Here is a 17,060-nt window from a genome sequence, read left to right on the forward strand (position 1 = left end):
CACCCGTTGCCGCTCACCCGTTGCCGGTCCGCCGGTCCGCCGGTCACCACGACACCGGTCACCGCAGCAACGCCTCCAGGAAGTCCGAGCCGAGCCGGGCGCTGCCGGACAGGTCGAGCTGGTAGAGCATGTACCGCCCGCGCCGCTGGGTGATGAGCAGCCCCGCCTTGCGCAGGACGGCCAGGTGCCGGGACACCTCCGGCGCGCTGAGCTGCCAGGTGGAGGCGAGTTCGCCGGTGGTGTGCGCGCCGCGGGCCATGGTGCGGGCCAGGCGCAGCCGGACGGGGTGGGCGAGGGCTTCCAGCCGCTGCTGGACGAGGGCCAGCGAGACGGGTTCGGGGATGCCCGCCTCGGCGACGGGGTACTGGAGGACGGGACGCCAGCCGGGGGTGTACACCACCACGAGGTGGGGCCGGCCGAAGGCGGTGGGGATGAGGGTGACGCCGCCGCCCTCGGTGCCGCTGGTGGCGTTGTCCTGGAGCTTGTCGATGACGATCCGCCGCCGCCCGTCGGCGCTCTGGTCGAGGGTGACGGAGGGTGAGACCGCGGCCAGCGCCTCGGCGGGGCCGCGCCGGGCCAGCAGATCGGCCTTGCGCCGGGCGTCGGCGGCGAGGGCGGGCAGGACGCGCTGCCAGGCGTCGGCGAAGAACGCGGACTCGCAGTCCTCCAGCATCCGCCGGACGAGGGCCCGCACGGCGGGCGGGTCGGCGAGCAGCCGGTCCGCGAAGGCGGCCTGCCGGGGGCCCCGGGCGAGCGCGAGTTCGCGGGCCCGTTCGTTGGCCACCGGGTCGGTGAGCGGGGAGGGCGCCCGGCGGGCCGGCCGGGAGGCGCCGCAGGTGGTGACGAGGGCGGCGGCGACGTACAACTCGTCGTCCATCCGGTCGACGGCGTCGAGCTCGGCGGCCAGGGTGGCGCCGGGCAGGCCGGGGACGAGGAAGTCGGCACGGGAGGAGCGCCAGAGGAAGTCGGCCTCCAGCAGCCGCTCGGACAGCTCCGGCGGGATCGTCGCGGCGGTGCTGGACGCCCAGCCGTGCAGCGCGGGGTGGTGCGCGGGCTCGGCGAGGACGTCCAGCATCGCGGTCAGCTCGCCCAGCGGGGACGGTGTGAAGAGCAGGCGCTCGTCCGGCAGGCCGGTGATGTCGATGGTCACGCTCATGCGCCCGCCGTGCTCCTGCCGGCAGGGGCGTTCGCCCACCCGCGCCTCTCGATGATCGGTTCGCTCACGACGGCGATCCTGCCACCCGCCCGGATCCGCTCCCGCGTCGATTGACGGTTAGCGTCAATCGACGTGCCCGGCGGGCCGGGCAGGGCGGACGGTACCGGCCATGAGCCTGATCCAGGAGAAGTCCGTCCATGACCACGCCGCCGTCCGCGACGGCGTGCCGCCGGCCCCGCCGATCGGTGCGAGCCGCGGGGGCCCGTCCACGCTGCTGCGGCTGCTGACCGCAGCGGGCGGGCCCCGGTACGCGGCCGCGCTGGTGGTGGACGCGGTGGGCTCCGGCCTGCTGCGGCCGTTCCTGCTGCTGTACGGGATCGGGGTGCTGCACCTGGGCGCGGCGGCGGCGGGGCTGACGATGTCGGCGGGGATGGTGGCGGGCCTGCTGGTGGTGCCGCTGACCGGCCGGTGGATCGACCGCGGCGCCCGGACCCTGCCGGCGGCGGCCACGTTGGCGGTGCGGGCGGCGGGCGCGCTGGCGCTGCTGGTCTCGGACGGCCTGCCGGGGTTCGTGGCGGCGTCGGTGCTGATCGGGGTGGGCAGCCAGTCCTGGCCGACCACGCACGCGGCGGTGGTCAGCACGCTGACCGAGGGCCGCCTGCGGGACGCCGCGCTGGCGGCCGGGCGGTCGCTGCGCAACGCGGGACTGGGCGCGGGGGCGCTGCTGGCCACGCTGGTGGTGACCGGCGGGGCGGGCGCGATCAGGGTGCTGGCCGGGGTGACGGGCGCGGCCTGCCTGGCCGCCGCCGCGCTGGTGCTGTCGCTGCGGGTGCGCGCGCCGCAGCGGGCCGCCGACCGGGCGGTGGACGTGCGGGAGCAGGGCGAGTCGCTGCGGCGGATCAGCCTGCTGAGCCTCGCCAACCTGCCGTACGCGTTCTGCTTCGACGTGCTGGAGGTGGCGCTGCCGGCGCTGCTGGTGCTGCACCTGCACGCCTCCCCGGCGTGGTCGTCGGGCGTGTTCGTGGGCAACACGGTGCTGGTGATCGCGCTGCAGCTGGTGCTGGTGCTGCGGCTCGCGGACCGTTCGCGGCGGGCGGTGCTGGCCGCCTCGGGGGTGACGCTGGCCCTGGCCTACCTGGGGTACTGGGCGGTCGGGTCGCTGGGCGGCACGGCGGGCGCGGCGGGCGTCGCGGCGGTCTCGGTGGTGTTCACGCTGGGCGAGATCCTCTACACCGGTGCGGGGACGGCCCTGGTGACGGCCGCCGCCCCGCCGCACCTGCTGGGGCGGGCGCTGGCGCGCTGGGAGCTGTCCTCGGGCGTGGGCCGGGCGGCGGCGCCGGCGGCGCTGATGGCGCTGCTCGCGGCCGGTCCGGGGGTGCTGTGGCCGGTGCTGGCCGGGGCGACCCTGCTGGGGGCGCTGGCGGTGCTGCGACTGGCCCCGAGGACCTGACGCCCACGGCGCGGGTCGGATCGGGCCCGGCCCCGCCCCTCCTCCGGATGCGGAGCGCACCCGCAAGGCCGATGCTGGCCGCGAGGCGTGCCCGGCAGCAGGAAGGACAACAGACCCATGAGTGCTCTCGACTTCGAGATCATCGACAGCCCCGACAGCTCGCTCAACAAGACCTCCGTCCTGGTCACCGGCCCGAAGGACGCCCTGCTGGTGGACGCCGGGTTCACCCGCTCCGACGGCCGCCGGCTGGTGGAGCGGATCCGCGCCGCCGGCAAGCGGCTGGCCGCGGTCTTCGTCAGCCACGGGGACCCGGACTTCTACTTCGGCGCCCAGGAGGTCCAGGACGCCTTCCCCCAGGCACGGTTCCTGGCCACCGCCTCCACCGTCGAGCACATCCAGGAGACGTTCGAGGGCAAGCTCAAGGCCTGGGCCCACCTCGGCCCGGAGCTGCCCACCCGGCTGGTCCGGCCCGAGCTGCTGCACGGGGACGAACTCGTCTTCGAGGGGCACCGGTTCGAGCTGCGCGGCGCCGACTTCCACCTGCCCGACCGGCACTACCTCTGGCAGCACCACCACCGCGCCGTGCTCGGCGGCGTGCTGCTCTTCGAGGGCCTGCACGTGTGGACGGCCGACACCCCCGAACCGGCCCAACGCGCCGCCTGGATCGACCTGTTGGACGGGATCGAGGCACTCGAACCGGAGTTCGTCGCGGCCGGCCACCGCACCGCCGGCGCGGCCACCGACCTCACCTCCGTCCGTCACACCCGGGACTACCTGCGCGCCTTCGAGACCGAGATCGGCCGGGCCCCGGACGCGACCGCCGCGAAGGAGGCGCTGGAACGGCGCTTCCCCGACCTGGGGCTGAAGATCGCCGTCGACCTCGGCACCAAGGTCGCCATGGGCGAGATGGCCTGGGGCTGAGCGACGATGATCGAGATCCCGAGGGACACCGCCTCGTTCGCCGAGTCCTCCGCCCCGGCCGACGTGGTCCGCCGCCAGTACCTGGCCTCCGCCCACGGCGACCTGGCCGCGCTGCGCGCCACGCTCGCCGACGACGTGGAGTGGACCGAGATGGCCGGCTTCCCGCTGGCCGGCACCTACCGCACCCCGAAGGGCGTCACCGCCAACGTCATGGAGCGCCTGGCCGCCGCCTGGGAGAACTGGACGGCGCACGACGACACCTACGTGGTCGACGGCGAGAACGTGGTGGTGCTGGCCCGCTACACGGCCGTCCACAAGATCACCGGAAAGCCGCTCGCGGTGCGGGTCGCCCACCACTTCACGGTGCGCGGCGGCCGGATCGTCCGATTCGAGCAGTTCGCCGACACCGCGCTGGTCCGGGAGGCCATGACCCCGTAGCGAATTCCTTGACCGCGCCCGTAGCGGTTCGCGTTCACCCGTAAGGGGGAGCATGGCGCGGCGCGCCCGGCACGCCCTCGACACGCCACCCGGACGGCGGCAGGCTGGCCCCTGATTCCGGCCGGAGAGCGAGGAGTTCAGCATGGGCACGGGCACGGCGGGAACGGCGGAGGACGGCGGGCGCGAGCGGCCGATCGTGATCGTCGGGGCGTCCCTGGGCGGCGCGAAGGCCGCCCAGGCGCTGCGCGAGGCCGGGTACCGGGGCGGCATCGTCCTGATCGGCGACGAACACGAGCGCCCGTACGAGCGGCCGCCGCTGTCGAAGGGGTACCTGCTCGGCAAGACGCCCCGGGAGAAGATCTACGTCCACCCGCCGCAGTGGTACGGGGAGCAGGACGTCACGCTGCGGCTGGGCACGGCGGTGGCCGCGATCGACCCGGCCGGGCACACCGTGACGCTCACCGACGACGGCCGGATCGAGTACGCCAAGCTGCTGCTCACCACCGGCTCGACCCCGCGCCGGCTGCCGGTGCCGGGCGCGGACCAGGACGGCGTGCTCTACCTGCGCCAGGTCGAGGACAGCGACCGGATCAAGGCCGTGCTGCGCCCGGGCGCGCGGGTCGCGGTGATCGGCGCGGGCTGGATCGGCCTGGAGGTGGCGGCCGCGGCCCGGGAGGCCGGCGCCGAGGTGACGGTGCTGGAGGCCGCCGAACTGCCGCTGCTGCGGGTGCTGGGCCGGGAGGTGGCGCAGGTCTTCGCCGATCTGCACCGCGACCACGGCGTCCAGCTGCGGTTCGGCGTCGAGGTCACCGAACTGACCGGCTCCGGCGGCGCGGTGAGCGGCGTGCGGCTGGGCGACGGCACGACGGTGCCGGCCGACGCGGTGGTGGTCGGCATCGGCATCACCCCCGCGACCGGCCTGGCCGAGGCCGCCGGGCTGGAGATCGACAACGGCGTCAAGACCGACCAGCAGCTGCGCACTTCCGACCCGGACGTCTACGCGGCCGGCGACGTCGCCAACGCCTACCACCCGCTGTTCGACACGCACCTGCGGGTCGAACACTGGGCCAACGCCGTCAACCAGCCGCAGACCGCCGCCCGCGCGATGCTCGGGCACCCGGACGCGGTGTACGACCGGATCCCGTACTTCTTCAGCGACCAGTACGACCTCGGCCTGGAGTACGTCGGCTACGTCGAACCGGACGGCTACGACCAGGTGGTGTTCCGGGGCGACCCGGCCAACCGCGAGTTCATCGCCTTCTGGCTGGCCGACGGCCGGGTGCTGGCGGGGATGAACGTCAACGTCTGGGACGTCACCGACCCGATCCGCGAACTGGTGCGCTCCAGGCGGGTGGTGGACCCGAAGGCGCTGGCCGACCCGGACACCCCGCTCGGCGACGTCTGACGTACGCGCGCTGCCCTGGGACCCCGCCACCCCTTTCCGGAGTGGCGGGGTCTCCTGGCCGACCGCTCCCTGATGAAGCTGTTGAAAGCACGCCCGGCCTGTACCAGTTCGACCTGATCGACACTTACCGGCAATCCGGGGTGAGTCGGGCAGTCGGAGCAGGATCTTCAAGAGGCTTCCAGGGATCCGGCCAATGGCTTCGGGTCAGGTCCGCTTGCGGCTCGCGATCTCGTCAGCGAGCTGCTGCACGTGGACGGGGTCCGCGTCCCGGGCAAGGGCGACGTAGTGGTCCATGACGGCCGGCCGGTAGCGCACGGGGAACGTCTGTCCTGGGGCGAGTCGGGTGAGCTCGGTGATCGTGAGGCCTTCGTCCGCGATACCGCGGAACGAGATGCCGTCGGCGGTCTCCACGTCGAGCATCAGGACCACGCGTGGACTGCTGTTGACCTCCCGCCAGTCGACGAGAACGCCGAGCGCAAGCGCCCCCGTACGCAGTTCCGCGTTGCGCTTCCATGCATCACTGCTCAGGAACGGGTTCGGGGCGACGCCCGGGAAGTCGGGCCCGACACCGAGCGATTCCCGACTCAGGTCGGGCCTGAGCTGCGCCATCAGATCGTTGAGCTTCTTCTGCGAACCGAACATCCTGGCCCTCCCTCACACCGGTGCCGGAATCTCGGCCTGGCGCTTCGTATTCACTGCGATGGTATGTCGCGGCCATTCCCGACCTCCGGCGCATCGCCCCGTCCCGATGGGGTCGCCGTCTGCGGTCGCGGAGGGACTCGGTCGGTGCACCTGTCTGTCGGACGAGCCACGTCCACACGCCGACAGGAGGACCAAGCCGTGATCGATACTGACCCCAACCGCGCGTCCCGGGCAAGACCGTACGGTGCCGCGATCCTGTACGGAGCGGCCGTCACGCTGATCAACTTCTTCTGGACCGTCGGCCAGTGAACATCAACGTACAGAGCTCGACGATCCCGTCGTAGGCCACCCTGGTCTCATCCTGGTGTTTCAACACAGGCAGGAATCCAAGAGAGGATCTACCGCGACCACCGAGCCTCAGCGGTTCAAGTCTTCGTACAGCGACAACGGCGGCGCTTGCGTAGAGGTGGCCGCCAACGTCCCCGGTGTTGTCCCCGTCCGCGACTCGAAGGACCCCGAGGGCCCGGCCCTCGCCTTCTCCCCCGATGGCTTCGCGGCCTTCGTTGCCGCCGTCCGTACCGGCGAGTTCGGCGACGTCTGACGTACGCGCGGCGCCCTGAGGGCCCCGTCACCCCTTTTTCCGGAGTGGCGGGGCTCCGCCGTGAACTGGGCGGGTTCCAGGCGTCAGGAGTCCCTGCGGTCGGCAATACTGGGGTGTCCGGGGGCGATTCGGACAGGGAGGCGCGGTGGGCGGGACGGCCGGATTCGCCGTGGTGGTGTTCGGCGGCCTGGGCGGCGTGGTCGCCTACCTCGCCGGGGTGGTCGGCCTACGCGACCTCCGGCGGCTGCACCGGGTCGGCGTCCCGGCCCTGGCCCTGGTGCGCGCCCGCGTCCCCGCCCCGGAGGACCGCGCGCTGCCGCCGCGCCCGCTGCTGCAGTTCGAGACCGAGGACGGCCGGGTGGTGGAGGTCTTCTCCCCCGTCCCATCCACCCCGCGCCACCCGCTGCCGGACGGCGGCCACGTGCAGGTCCGCTACGATCCAGCCGACCCCCGGCAGGTCCTGGTGGAAGGCCGCGAGCGCAGACCCCTGGAGTACGGCTTCGTGGCGCTCGGGCTGCTGATGGTGCTGGCCGCGATCACACTGGCGGTCGCCGTCCTGTGAGGCTGCCCGCCTGAATCGTCTTCGAGAACGAGGCCGGGTTCGCGATGACGCCGCCGCGCGCCCGCACCTGGGGCCAGCGCGGACACACACACCCGTCGTCCGCGTCCGGGGACGCTCCCGCCGCCGGATCTCGGCGGCGCGCCTTCGTGCCGCGCGCGGCGTGGTCGAGCCGATTCCGCGGCACCGCCGAAACACCGGCGCTCCGGCGGTTCGACCACGGTATTCCGGCGCTCCGGCGCCGGCCGGAACAGCCGGGGCGAATATGACGCGCAGTCATCAGAAAGTCACGCATTTTCATGGTCGGCGCACACCCGCGATATTCGAGGCCCGATTCCCACGGACGGATCTCCGTAGCCGGTTCGTCACGTCCCGCATTCGCTCCGCCCGGAATTCCACGCGCGACACGCGGCCCGCGCGGGCCCTCCGGGCGGGCCTTCGGGCAGTCCTTTGGGCAGTCCTTCAGGCAGGGCTTCCGCGCAGGCCTTCCGGACGGGGCGCGGACACCCTGGCCGTCGGCCCGGCCTCGGCTAGACGTCGAGAGCGGCCTCGATGCGCTTGAGACCGTGCCGGGCGAGCGCGAGGTTGGCGCGCGAGCGGTCCAGCGCCAGGTAGAGGAAGAGCGAGCCGTGACTGCGGGTCAGCGGGCGGATCAGGTGGTACTGGGTGCCGAGGGTGATCAGGATGTCCTCGATGACATCGTCGATCGACAGCGCGGCCAAGGCGCGTATCTTCGCACGAACGACCTCGGTGTTGGCGGCGGCCGCAATCTCCAGGTCGAGCTGCTGCCCCCCGCCGAGGAACCCGAGCGACATGCCGCTATCGTAGTCGGCCACAGCCACTCCGATGGCCCCCTCGATGGCCATCGCGTCCTTGAGTGCGTCGTCAATGTTCATGCGCTGTTCGTCCTTTGCGTGACTTCCGGGCAGAACTCCCGTGTGCAGGAACAAAATAGCAAGAAGTCACCGGTTGTGGTCGCCTCGTGAAAATGATGGAATAAAGTACGCTACCGGGGTTCAGAACGTGAAGGGGTACTGGTGCGCGCACTCGAAGCTTCCCTCTCCGATGTGCTCGGCTCCCCCGGAGTGGTCGGTGCCGCGCTCGTCGACGCCGTCACAGGTCTCAGCTACCAGTCCGCCGGGGACCACCGGCTGCTCGGGACCGGGGCCGAACTCGCCGAGCTGACCAACCTGATCGGCGAGCGGCTGTACGAGGCAGGGGCGGAGAGCGAGTTGGAGAGCCTGGTGGTCACCAGCACCCGCCATCACCAGGTCGTCCAGGTGGTGTCCCGGAAGGGCGACCCCCTGCTGCTGGCCACCGTGCTGGACCGGGAACGGACCAACCTGGCGCTGGCCGTCCGCCAGACCGCCGACCGCGCGCAGGACTTGCTGGCATGACCGACCCGTCCCACGACACGGCGCCGCCCGCCATCCCCGCAGCTCCCACGACGCCGGCTCCGCCCACCGCGCGCAACGTGCCCGCGCTGCTGCTCGCGCTGCGCCGGACGGAGTTCACCGGCTCGGTCACCGTCTCCAGCGCACCGGGCGGCACGATCCACCTGGAGCAGGGTCTGGTCACCGCGATCGAGACCCCCGGGGCCCCGACCGCCGCGACCCTGCTGCTGAAGTCACGGCGCGTCGGCGAGGAGGAGTGGGCGTCCGCCGAGGTGGCCGCGTCCGTCGGCCGGCCGGCCGACGCTCCCCCGACCTGGGGCGGCGACCTCGGCGCGGCCCTGGTGGCTCAGGGGTCGATCGGCGCCGCCGAGCTCGAAGCCGTCTGCGCCGCCGCCGCCTTCGACGGGGCCTTCGCCCTGGTGCTGAGCCCGCCCGGCAGTTGGGAGACGGCCGAGGCGGCGCCGCCTGCCAGGATCGCGCTGCGCCCGGGCATCGAGCCGGAGCGGCTCTTCGCGGAGACCGCCCGGCGGACGGCCCTGCTGACCCGCCTCTGGGGACCGCCCGGCGAACTGGCCCGCATCCGGATCCGTCCTGCCGCCCGGGCCGAATCCGGCGCGCTGCGGATCCCGGTCCGCTACCGGGAGATCCTGGCCGCCGCCACCGGCCGCCGCACCGCGCGCGACCTCGGCTTCGCCCTGGGACGCGGTGTGTTCGCGGTACTCCTCGACGTCGTACGGATGGACGCCCGGCACCTGCTCCACCGGGAACCGAAGCACCCGGCTCCCCTGGCACCGAGCGTGGCCCCGCGCATAGCGACGAGCGAACCGCCGCCGGCCGACACCGGGCCGCTGCCGCGCCGCGTCCGCAGCGGACGCGGCGCGGGTGGTCCGGGCGGCCCCGGCGGCCTGCCCGCCCGATCCGAGGGAGCGGCGGCGGCTTCCGACGGCCCACCGAACGCACACCGCGCCGAGCACACCGCGCGTATCGAGACGACCGAGCAGAGTGAGAAGAGCGCACCATGAGCAGCCAGACACCGACCGCCGTACTGGTCGACGAGTTGAAGTCCCTCCGCGACCGGGTCATGGGCATCTCGGAGAGTGTCATCTCCACCACCGACGGCCTGTTGGTGGCCGCCGACACGGCCGCCGTCCACCCCGAGTCGGCCGCCGCCCTGTCGGCCGCCATGCTCGGCCTCGGCCGGCGCACCGCGGCCGAGGTCGGCGTGGGCGGCCTGCGTGACGTGGTCACCCGCTGCAACAGCGGCTACGTCGTGGTGCTGGCGATCGGGGAGCAGGCGCTGCTGATGATCCTGGGAGACGAGGGCCTCGACGTCGCCGGCCTGCACCGCGAGTCGCCCGCCACGGTCCGCCGCCTGAGCGAGCTGCTCGGGATGGTCCCCGCGGTCTAGGGCGTGTTTCATAATTCCCGCCGGGCGCGCGACGCCGGGCATCCCGCCTGGACGCACCGGCGAAACGTCCAAGTACGGCCCAGTACGAGGACGCTTCGCCGGCACGCCCAGCCGGGCGCCCAACGCCGCGCGCTGATCCGACGCGAATTATGAAACACGCCCTAGTCCCAACGCCATTCAGTTACAGCAATCAGGGGCGATCGGGCCGGTCGCCGCGCAGGGCCTCGACCAGCCGCCGGGCCCGGGTCTCCTCCGAGAGCAGCGTCTCCACCAACGGCCCGGTTCCCTGCCTGTCCGCCGCGCCGGACAGGTAGGCCTCGACCGCCCGCGGGTCGGCCGCGAGCGGCACCCGCCCGGCGGTGAGCGCGGCGTGGGCCCGGGCGTAGTCCAGGCCGAGCCGGGCCAGCCGCACCCCGCCCGCGTGCCGCTCGGCCGGGTCGACGCCGCCCTCGCCGGCCAACTGCGGGTGCCGGCAGGCGACTTCGTGCACGGCGAGAACGGCCAGCAGCACGTGTTCGGTGCCGGGCGCACGGCGGCCGAGGCGCTGCGCCTGCCCGTCGGCCTCCAGCCGGACCCAGGCCATCGGCGCGGCCGCGATGTTCACCTTGGCGAAGCCGGGTACCAGCAGCCGCTTCCAGCGCGGCAGCCGGTACGGCGTGCGGCCGAGCAGCGCGTCCCGGGTGGGGCGCAGCAGCGGGTCGAGGTCGTCGCGGTCGTCGGGGGCGCCCGGGGCACCGGGACCGTCCGGCGCGTCGGGGCCGGCGGGCGCCGCCAGTCGCTCCAGCACCGCTCCCGGCGCGACGCCCGCCGCGCGCAGCAGTTCGGCGGCCCGGGCGCGCGGATCGGCGAGCAGGGCGCGCAACAGGTGTTCGGCGCTGAACTTCCGCTCGCCGTCCTGTCGGGCCCGCTCCATGGCACCGGTCAGGGCGCGGGCGGCGGCGCCGCTGAGCAGCACGCCGCGCTCCCCGGTCGGGCCGAGCGCGTCGCGGGCCGGCACGCTCGCACCGGCCCCGTCGTCCGAGTCCCAGCGTGTCGCGTCGGCCCCGCCCTGGCGGTCGCGCAGGACGGCGAGCAGAGCGGTCGCGGTCGCCCCGGCGGCCGTCAGGGCCTCGCCGGCCGGGCCCTTCGCCCCGGCGACGGCGGCCAGCAGGTGTTCCGTCCCGAGGCGGCCGTCGCCCCCGCCGCGCGCGCCCCGGGCCGCGCCCAGGACGCCGAGCGTGCGCCAGTCCGGTTCCAGCGTCGTCTCCATCCGGCCCCTCCCACCACGATGCTTTGCCCGAACTATATGCCTGCTTTGCTAGTCCTTTACACGTGACTGCGCGTCAAGGAAACGTCAGAACCAGCCGGTTCGGGGCACCGGCAACTCAGGGCGCGGAGGCCGGGTCGGCGGCGCTCACCGGGACGTCCGGGTGGCGGAACCAGGACCCCTGCACCACCCGCTGCACCAGCATCAGCACCGCGCCGAGCAGCAGCGCGCCCAGCCCGATCACCGTCACCCCGCCGACCCGGCCGACGCCCGGCAGGTCGATCGAGGTGGCGCCGTAGTCCGGATCGGCGTAGACGTCGAAGGCGCCGTAGGCGAAGAAGTACAGCAGCATCAGGCCGCCGACCAGCGGGAGCACGCCCTTGAAGACGAAGTCCCGGACGCTGCGGGTGAGGACCCGGCGGTAGTACCAGACGCAGGCGAAGCCGGTCAGGCCGTAGTAGAAGGCGATGCCCAGGCCGACCGAGGCGATCGAGTCGGCCAGCACGTTGCCGCTGATCGCGGTGAGCAGGACGTAGAAGGCGATCGACGCCAGGCCCATGGCGACCGTCGACCAGGTCGGGGTCCGGTGGCGCGGGTGCACCCGGGCGAAGCCGGTCGGGATGGCCCGGTGGGTGGCCATCGAGAAGGTGGTGCGGGCGGTGGGCAGGATCGTCGTCTGGGTGGAGGCGGCGGCCGAGGTCAGCACCATCAGGATCAGCAGCCGGCTGAGCACCGCGCCGATCCCGGTGGTGCCGAACACCGCGTCACCGAGGCCGGACAGCACGTCCCCCGAGTGCGCCGGGTTGCCGAGCCCGATGCCGTCCGCGCCGACCCCGGCGAAGGACTGCGCCGAGGTGGCGACCAGGACGTAGATGAGGAGCAGCAGCACGGTGGAGATGACGGCCGCGCGGCCGGGCGTGCGCGCGGAGTCGGCGGTCTCCTCGTTGACGGACACGGCGGTGTCCCAGCCCCAGTAGATGAAGACCGCGGCCAGCATGCCGGCGGTGAACGCCGAGGTCGAGGGCACGTTGAACGGGTTGAACCAGGACGCGTCGACGGGGATGGCGGTCGGGGGCGCGGCGGAGCCGTACGCCTTGACGAGCGCGGTGACCGAGAAGGCGACCAGCATCACCACCTCGACGGCCAGCAGCCGGCGTTGCAGGGTCGCGGACAGCTCGATGCCGACGTAACAGATCGCGGTCATCAGGACGATCCAGACCACCCCGGCGGTGGCCGTCCACACCCGGCTGTCCGCGAGCGAGTCCAGGCCGACCAGCCGGAAGCCGTACACCCCGGCGATCTGCGCCAGGTTGGCCATCACGATGACGTCGGCGACGACGATGCCCCAGCCGCCCATCCAGCCGGTGCGCGGGCCGAACGCCCGGGCGGCCCAGGTGAAGGTGGTGCCGCAGTCCGGGTCGGCGGCGTTGAGCTCCTTGTAGGCGTAGGCGATCAGCAGCATCGGGATGAACGCCAGGACGGTGACGACGGGTGCCTGGAGGCCGACCCCGACCACGACGATGCCGAGGGTCGCGGCGAGGCTGTAGGCGGGGGCGGTGGAGGCGAGGCCGATGCACACCGAGGACAGCAGGCCCAGGGCGCCGCTCTTCAGGCCCTTCTCGCCCGCCCCGGAACCCGTCGGACGGTCACGGGGACCGCCGGTCGGGGGGCTGGTCGGGGACGCCGGCACTGGCCCCACCCCCTTGAGTGCGCAGCGGGGGCCGCGAGGACGGATCTGGTCGTCTCAGCGTAACGCCGCCCTCGGCGGGCGGCCCGGGGGCAGGACTTCCGGGCCGCTGGGCCGCTGGGCTGCCGGGCTGCCGGGCTGCCGGGCTGCCGGGCTGCTGGGCTGCTGGGCTGCTGGGCTGGACGGACGACGCGCGGCGCGGGCCGTGGTGCGGTCGCGGCGGTGCCCGCCTGGCTCGGCGGGCCCGCTGTCCGAACGGCGACCGCTCCGCCGCCACGGCGCCGCGCGCCTCCTACCTGTTTTCCACCGGTTGCCGAGGGCTCCGGAGTACCGGCCGGAGCCCTGGTCTCGGCGTGGTCCGCCCGCCGACCCGAAGGCCGGTGAGGGACCGTCTGTGGGGTTTCACCCGAGTTGGTCGAGGCGCAGCCGCGCCACCCGGACCGTCCGGCGCGGCAGGGTGGTGGGCAGGGCCACCAGCAGGGCGGTGGCGGTGAACATCGCGAAGTGCGAGCCCTCCGGCCAGGTCCCGGCCCAGCCCAGTTCACCGTGCCGGTGCTCGGCGAAAGCGTTGCAGCACAGCCAGGCCGCCAGTCCGATCAGCGGCGCCGCCCGGGGCCGGGAGAAGGCGCCGAGCATCGCGCACAGGCCGAGGTAGGCGACGTGGGCGAGCCCGCCGGAGTGCAGTTCGCCGAGCCCGCCGAGGCCCATCGCCAGGACGCCGCCGGCGAGCAGCGCCACCGTGCCCGAGGTCGGGGCGGAGAGCCGCTCCAGGACCGGGTGGTAGCGCCGCCCGCCCGGCCGGGCCGCGTACATCCGCACGCCCTACCCCTTCGCGGCGACGAGTTCGGGCGCCGGGCCGACCGGCAGGTGCCACCGGGCGCGCCGGGTCATGGCCTCCAGCTCGTGCAGCAGCTCGGGCACCGGGACGGTCAGCACCGGGCAGCCCGCCTCGCGCGCGCAGTGCGCCGTGACCGAGCGCCGCAGCCGACGGCGCAGCAGGCCGCCGCTCCGGCCGAGGACCAGCAGGTCGTCCGTCCGGTCGGCGGCCTGGACGAGGGCGGGCCCGGTCTCGCCCCTGATCACCAGCGGGCGCAGCGGCACGCCGGGGTCGGCGCCGCCGAACGCCGCGTCGAGGGCGTCCCGCAGCCGCTGTTCGGCCGCCTCCCGCACCGCCGCGAGCAGCGGCGGGCACGGCGACCGGCGATACCCGAACTCACCGCCGGGCGGCTCCCAGGCGAGTACCGGGACGAGTTCGGCGCCACGGCCGCGGGCTTCCGCCACGCCGCGGTGCAGGGCCGCGAGGCTGCCGAGCGATCCGCTGACCCCGACCACCACCCTGCCGGTGCCGCTGCCCTGGTGCCGCCCGTTGCCGTGCATGGTCCGTCCTCGCGTCGTCGTTCCGGTACCCGGCGTGTCGCCCGGTGTCTCACCTGGCGCGTCACCTGGTGTGTCGTCCTCCACCCAACCGCCGCGCCGGCCGGCCGCCGCCCGTCCTTGACGCCTTCCTGACGCGCCGGGCCGCCTTCCCAACGCGCTCCATACGCCTGCCTCCCGCCGGCACCTGGTTTCACCCGTTCGGCGGACGGGAGCCGGGAGGCAGGAGACAGGAACCGGGAGGCGACGCGGTACCCCGGATACCGGATCACGGGCGATCAGCCGTAACGTCAGGCCGGGGCGCGGGCGAGGTCGAGGGTGTAGGCGGTGCCGCCGGCGGGGGACGGCTCGACGGTGAGTTCGCCGTTCATCGCCTCGACGAAGCCCCGCGCCACGGTGAGGCCGGTGCCGTCGGCGGCCGGGCCCGGGGCCCTCACCCGGAGGTGGATCCGCCCGCCCACCGCGCCCGCGTCCACCAGGGCGGGCCCGGCGGCCCCCGCCAGGACGTCCGCGAGGGCGCGTTCCAGCAGGCCGGCGTCGGCGAGCACGGGCGGCAGGCCGTCCGGGAGGGCGAGGCGCACGTCGCGCTGCTCGCCGCTCTGCTCGGCGGGCAGGGCGGCCAGCGCGGCGGCGAGCACCGGGGCCAGCGCGGTCGGACGCAGCAGCACCGGTTGCTCGCCGGCCCGCAGCCGGTCGAGGTCCAGCAGGTCGGCGACCAGGCCTTCCATCCGCCGCACCTCGGCGGCGATCCGCCGCCCCGGCGGCCCCGGCAGGTCGGCGGCCTCGCGACGCAGCGCGGCGAGCGGGGCGCGCAGGTCCTGTCCGACGGCCTCCAGCAGCGCGGTGTGCAGGGCGTCGGTGTGGGCGAGGGTCTCGGCGGCGGCGGCCTGGGCGGCCAGCCGTTCGCGTTCCCGGGCCAGTCGCAGCTGCGTGACGTAGGGGCCGAGCAGTCGGGTGTCCTGCTCGGTGAGCGCCGGTCCGCGCAGGGCCAGGACGGCGTCCGGGCCGAGGTCGACGGCGAGCGAGGCCTCTTCGGGGCGCTGCGGGAGGGCGGTGCCGGACGCGGCGGCGGGGCGCCACAGCTGGCCGGTGCGGACCAGGACGACGGCGCCCTCCAGGCCGAACACCTGGCGCAGGTCGGCGACCAGGTCGGGCACTGCGCGGGCGCCGGATTCGACCGCCGCCCCGGCCAGCCGGGCCAGCACCGCCGCTTCGGCGCGGGCCCGGTCGGCCTGCTGGGAGCGGCGGGTGAGGCCGTCGATGAGGTGGGCGATGATCCCGGCGACGGCGAGGAAGAGCAGCAGCGCGGCGAGGTCGGCGCCCCGGGTGACGGCGAGGCTGTGCCAGGGCGCGGTGAAGAAGTAGTCGGCGGCGAGCGCCCCGGCGGCGGTGCTGGCGGCGGCGGGCGGCAGGCCGCCGAGCCGGGCGGTGGCGGCGACGGCCAGCAGCAGGCAGAGCAGGGCGCCGGGGAGGGCGAGCGAGTCGCGCAGCGGGGAGAGCGCCCAGGCCAGGGCGGCCGTTGCGGCCGGGCCGGCCAGCCAGGCCAGGCGCCGGCGGCGCGGCGGGACGGCGGCCGGGCGGCGGCGCCGGGGTGCGGGCGGGACGGCCAGCAGGCCGGGTTGGGGCGGGGGGACGACCCGGACGTCGATCGGGCCGGCCATCCGGATGACGCGGTTGATCACCGAGCCGGAGACCAGTTCGCGCAGGCGGCTGCGGCTGGTCGGGCCGAGCAGGATCTGGGTGGCGCTCTCGGCGTGGGCGAAGTCCACCAGGGCGCGGGCGGCGTCGTTGCCGTCGACCTCGATGTAGCCGCCGTGGAGTTCGTGCAGCAGTGCGCGCTGGCCGGCGAGGGCGGGCGGTTCGTGGACGGTGGCGCCGTCGTCGGGCCGGACGTGCACGCCGATCAGGTCGCCGTGCACCCGGGTGGCGGTGCGGGCGCCGCGGCGGATCAGGTGCTCTCCCTGCGGGGCCCCGTTGAGGGCGACGACGATGCGTTCCTTGGTCTCCCAGGGCGCCCGGATGCCGTGCCGGGCGCGGTAGTCGGCGAGTTCCTCCTCGACCCGGTCGGCCAGCCAGAGCAGGGCGAGTTCGCGCAGGGCGCCGAGGTTGCCGGCCCGGAAGTAGTGGTCCAGGGCGACGTCGATCCGGTCGGGCGGGTAGATCGCGCCCTGGGCCATCCGGGTGCGCAGGGCCTGCGGGCTGAGGTCGACGAGTTCGATCCGGTCGGCGGCGCGGACCACCTCGTCGGGGATCCGCTCGCGCTGGGCGACGCCGGTGATCTGCTCGACGACGTCGTTGAGGCTCTCCAGGTGCTGGATGTTGACGGTGGTGGCCACGTCGACGCCGGCGTCGAGGAGTTCCCGGACGTCCTGCCAGCGTTTGGGGTGGCGGCCGCCGGGGGCGTTGGTGTGGGCGAGTTCGTCGACGAGCGCGAGCTGCGGGCGGCGGGCGAGCAGGGCGTCGACGTCGAGTTCGGTGAGGGTGGTACCGCGGTGGCCGACGGTGCGGCGGGGCAGCACGGGCAGGTCCCCGAGCTGGTGCTCGGTGCCCCGGCGGCCGTAGGTCTCGACCAGTCCGACGACGACGTCGAGGGCTTCGTCGTCGCGCAGCCGCCGGCCCTCGGCGAGCATGGCGCACGTCTTGCCGACCCCCGGCGCAGCCCCCAGGAACACCCGCAGTCGTCCGCTCACCGCCGTGCCGCCACCTCCTCGGTGTCCATGCTCCGCCGGGACGCCGGGGTGCGCGAGGGGACGGGCGCTCCGGCGGGTGCCGGGGGGCA

Annotated in this window: 17 protein-coding genes; 9 read left to right on the forward strand and 8 right to left on the reverse strand. The window is 74.5% G+C overall.

The genetic code is table 11. The features are described 5' to 3' along the window. Nucleotides 1-58 precede the first annotated feature (58 nt). Nucleotides 59-1,156, reverse strand: coding sequence for a DUF5937 family protein (locus tag ACIOGZ_RS06350; RefSeq protein ID WP_363587533.1), 1,098 nt, complete (start codon nt 1,154-1,156; stop codon nt 59-61). A 169-nt stretch (nt 1,157-1,325) separates the two neighbouring features. Between ACIOGZ_RS06350 and ACIOGZ_RS06355 the strand changes: the two genes are divergently transcribed. The 4 genes from ACIOGZ_RS06355 (at nt 1,326) to ACIOGZ_RS06370 (ending at nt 5,370) form a co-directional block, all read left to right on the forward strand. Further along, complete coding sequence (locus ACIOGZ_RS06355) at nt 1,326-2,606, forward strand: MFS transporter (RefSeq protein ID WP_363587531.1); 1,281 nt, start codon at nt 1,326-1,328, stop codon at nt 2,604-2,606. A 117-nt stretch (nt 2,607-2,723) separates the two neighbouring features. Continuing rightward, nucleotides 2,724-3,527, forward strand: coding sequence for an MBL fold metallo-hydrolase (locus tag ACIOGZ_RS06360; protein WP_363587529.1), 804 nt, complete (start codon nt 2,724-2,726; stop codon nt 3,525-3,527). A 6-nt stretch (nt 3,528-3,533) separates the two neighbouring features. Then, nucleotides 3,534-3,965: a nuclear transport factor 2 family protein gene (locus tag ACIOGZ_RS06365; RefSeq protein WP_363587527.1), complete on the forward strand. Its 432-nt coding sequence runs from the start codon at nt 3,534-3,536 to the stop codon at nt 3,963-3,965. Between the two features lie 142 nt (nt 3,966-4,107). Next, nucleotides 4,108-5,370 (forward strand): NAD(P)/FAD-dependent oxidoreductase, encoded by a 1,263-nt coding sequence (locus tag ACIOGZ_RS06370; RefSeq protein WP_400985067.1) that lies wholly within the window; start codon nt 4,108-4,110, stop codon nt 5,368-5,370. A 204-nt stretch (nt 5,371-5,574) separates the two neighbouring features. On the opposite strand, the gene ACIOGZ_RS06375 is transcribed toward ACIOGZ_RS06370, so the two are convergent. Then, a complete protein-coding gene (locus ACIOGZ_RS06375) occupies nt 5,575-6,012 on the reverse strand; it encodes a hypothetical protein (RefSeq protein WP_400985068.1) in 438 nt (145 codons plus the stop codon). Nucleotides 6,013-6,376: 364 nt separating this feature from the next. Between ACIOGZ_RS06375 and ACIOGZ_RS06380 the strand changes: the two genes are divergently transcribed. Both ACIOGZ_RS06380 and ACIOGZ_RS06385 read left to right on the forward strand, forming a co-directional pair. Beyond that, nucleotides 6,377-6,613: a DUF397 domain-containing protein gene (locus tag ACIOGZ_RS06380; protein WP_363631944.1), complete on the forward strand. Its 237-nt coding sequence runs from the start codon at nt 6,377-6,379 to the stop codon at nt 6,611-6,613. 145 nt (nt 6,614-6,758) lie between these two features. Continuing rightward, nucleotides 6,759-7,175: a DUF3592 domain-containing protein gene (locus ACIOGZ_RS06385; RefSeq protein ID WP_363631942.1), complete on the forward strand. Its 417-nt coding sequence runs from the start codon at nt 6,759-6,761 to the stop codon at nt 7,173-7,175. Nucleotides 7,176-7,702: 527 nt separating this feature from the next. Here ACIOGZ_RS06385 and ACIOGZ_RS06390 read toward each other — a convergent pair. Continuing rightward, complete coding sequence (locus ACIOGZ_RS06390; protein WP_363587517.1) at nt 7,703-8,068, reverse strand: hypothetical protein; 366 nt, start codon at nt 8,066-8,068, stop codon at nt 7,703-7,705. Between the two features lie 141 nt (nt 8,069-8,209). On the opposite strand from ACIOGZ_RS06390, the gene ACIOGZ_RS06395 reads away from it, so the two are divergent. From ACIOGZ_RS06395 to ACIOGZ_RS06405, 3 genes are read left to right on the forward strand one after another with little or no spacing between them, the layout of a single operon-like run. Continuing rightward, nucleotides 8,210-8,569: a hypothetical protein gene (locus tag ACIOGZ_RS06395; protein WP_363587515.1), complete on the forward strand. Its 360-nt coding sequence runs from the start codon at nt 8,210-8,212 to the stop codon at nt 8,567-8,569. Further along, a complete protein-coding gene (locus tag ACIOGZ_RS06400) occupies nt 8,566-9,588 on the forward strand; it encodes a hypothetical protein (RefSeq protein ID WP_400985070.1) in 1,023 nt (340 codons plus the stop codon). The genes ACIOGZ_RS06395 and ACIOGZ_RS06400 overlap by 4 nt, the downstream gene beginning before the upstream one ends. Continuing rightward, nucleotides 9,585-9,974: a roadblock/LC7 domain-containing protein gene (locus ACIOGZ_RS06405; RefSeq protein WP_063350516.1), complete on the forward strand. Its 390-nt coding sequence runs from the start codon at nt 9,585-9,587 to the stop codon at nt 9,972-9,974. Before ACIOGZ_RS06400 ends, ACIOGZ_RS06405 begins: the two co-directional genes overlap by 4 nt. 190 nt (nt 9,975-10,164) lie before the next feature. On the opposite strand, the gene ACIOGZ_RS06410 is transcribed toward ACIOGZ_RS06405, so the two are convergent. The 5 genes from ACIOGZ_RS06410 to ACIOGZ_RS06430 form a co-directional block, all read right to left on the reverse strand. Further along, the gene (locus tag ACIOGZ_RS06410) at nt 10,165-11,223 is read right to left on the reverse strand and encodes a Clp protease N-terminal domain-containing protein (protein ID WP_400985072.1); all 1,059 of its coding nucleotides are present in this window, start codon (nt 11,221-11,223) and stop codon (nt 10,165-10,167) included. A gap of 115 nt (nt 11,224-11,338) precedes the next feature. After that, entirely contained in the window at nt 11,339-12,910 is a 1,572-nt protein-coding gene (locus ACIOGZ_RS06415; RefSeq protein WP_400985074.1) for an APC family permease, read from the reverse strand. Between the two features lie 399 nt (nt 12,911-13,309). Next, on the reverse strand, nt 13,310-13,726 hold the full coding sequence (locus ACIOGZ_RS06420) for a hypothetical protein (RefSeq protein WP_363589127.1): 417 nt from the start codon (nt 13,724-13,726) through the stop codon (nt 13,310-13,312). Nucleotides 13,727-13,729: 3 nt separating this feature from the next. Further along, on the reverse strand, nt 13,730-14,284 hold the full coding sequence (locus ACIOGZ_RS06425; protein WP_363589125.1) for a universal stress protein: 555 nt from the start codon (nt 14,282-14,284) through the stop codon (nt 13,730-13,732). Between the two features lie 287 nt (nt 14,285-14,571). Continuing rightward, nucleotides 14,572-16,971, reverse strand: coding sequence for a DUF4118 domain-containing protein (locus ACIOGZ_RS06430; protein ID WP_363589123.1), 2,400 nt, complete (start codon nt 16,969-16,971; stop codon nt 14,572-14,574). Between the last annotated feature and the right edge of the window lie 89 nt (nt 16,972-17,060).

Origin of the sequence: Kitasatospora sp. NPDC088160 (assembly GCF_044741445.1) — a bacterium.
Classification (GTDB): domain Bacteria; phylum Actinomycetota; class Actinomycetes; order Streptomycetales; family Streptomycetaceae; genus Kitasatospora.

Excerpts from the sequence above, each read along its gene's own strand:
- ACIOGZ_RS06350 (WP_363587533.1), bottom strand. The coding sequence starts at position 1,156 with ATGAGCGTGACCATCGACATCACCGGCCTGCCGGACGAGCGCCTGCTC.
- ACIOGZ_RS06355 (WP_363587531.1), top strand. The coding sequence starts at position 1,326 with ATGAGCCTGATCCAGGAGAAGTCCGTCCATGACCACGCCGCCGTCCGC.
- ACIOGZ_RS06360 (WP_363587529.1), top strand. The coding sequence starts at position 2,724 with ATGAGTGCTCTCGACTTCGAGATCATCGACAGCCCCGACAGCTCGCTC.
- ACIOGZ_RS06365 (WP_363587527.1), top strand. The coding sequence starts at position 3,534 with ATGATCGAGATCCCGAGGGACACCGCCTCGTTCGCCGAGTCCTCCGCC.
- ACIOGZ_RS06370 (WP_400985067.1), top strand. The coding sequence starts at position 4,108 with ATGGGCACGGGCACGGCGGGAACGGCGGAGGACGGCGGGCGCGAGCGG.
- ACIOGZ_RS06375 (WP_400985068.1), bottom strand. The coding sequence starts at position 6,012 with ATGTTCGGTTCGCAGAAGAAGCTCAACGATCTGATGGCGCAGCTCAGG.
- ACIOGZ_RS06390 (WP_363587517.1), bottom strand. The coding sequence starts at position 8,068 with ATGAACATTGACGACGCACTCAAGGACGCGATGGCCATCGAGGGGGCC.
- ACIOGZ_RS06400 (WP_400985070.1), top strand. The coding sequence starts at position 8,566 with ATGACCGACCCGTCCCACGACACGGCGCCGCCCGCCATCCCCGCAGCT.
- ACIOGZ_RS06405 (WP_063350516.1), top strand. The coding sequence starts at position 9,585 with ATGAGCAGCCAGACACCGACCGCCGTACTGGTCGACGAGTTGAAGTCC.
- ACIOGZ_RS06410 (WP_400985072.1), bottom strand. The coding sequence starts at position 11,223 with ATGGAGACGACGCTGGAACCGGACTGGCGCACGCTCGGCGTCCTGGGC.
- ACIOGZ_RS06425 (WP_363589125.1), bottom strand. The coding sequence starts at position 14,284 with ATGCACGGCAACGGGCGGCACCAGGGCAGCGGCACCGGCAGGGTGGTG.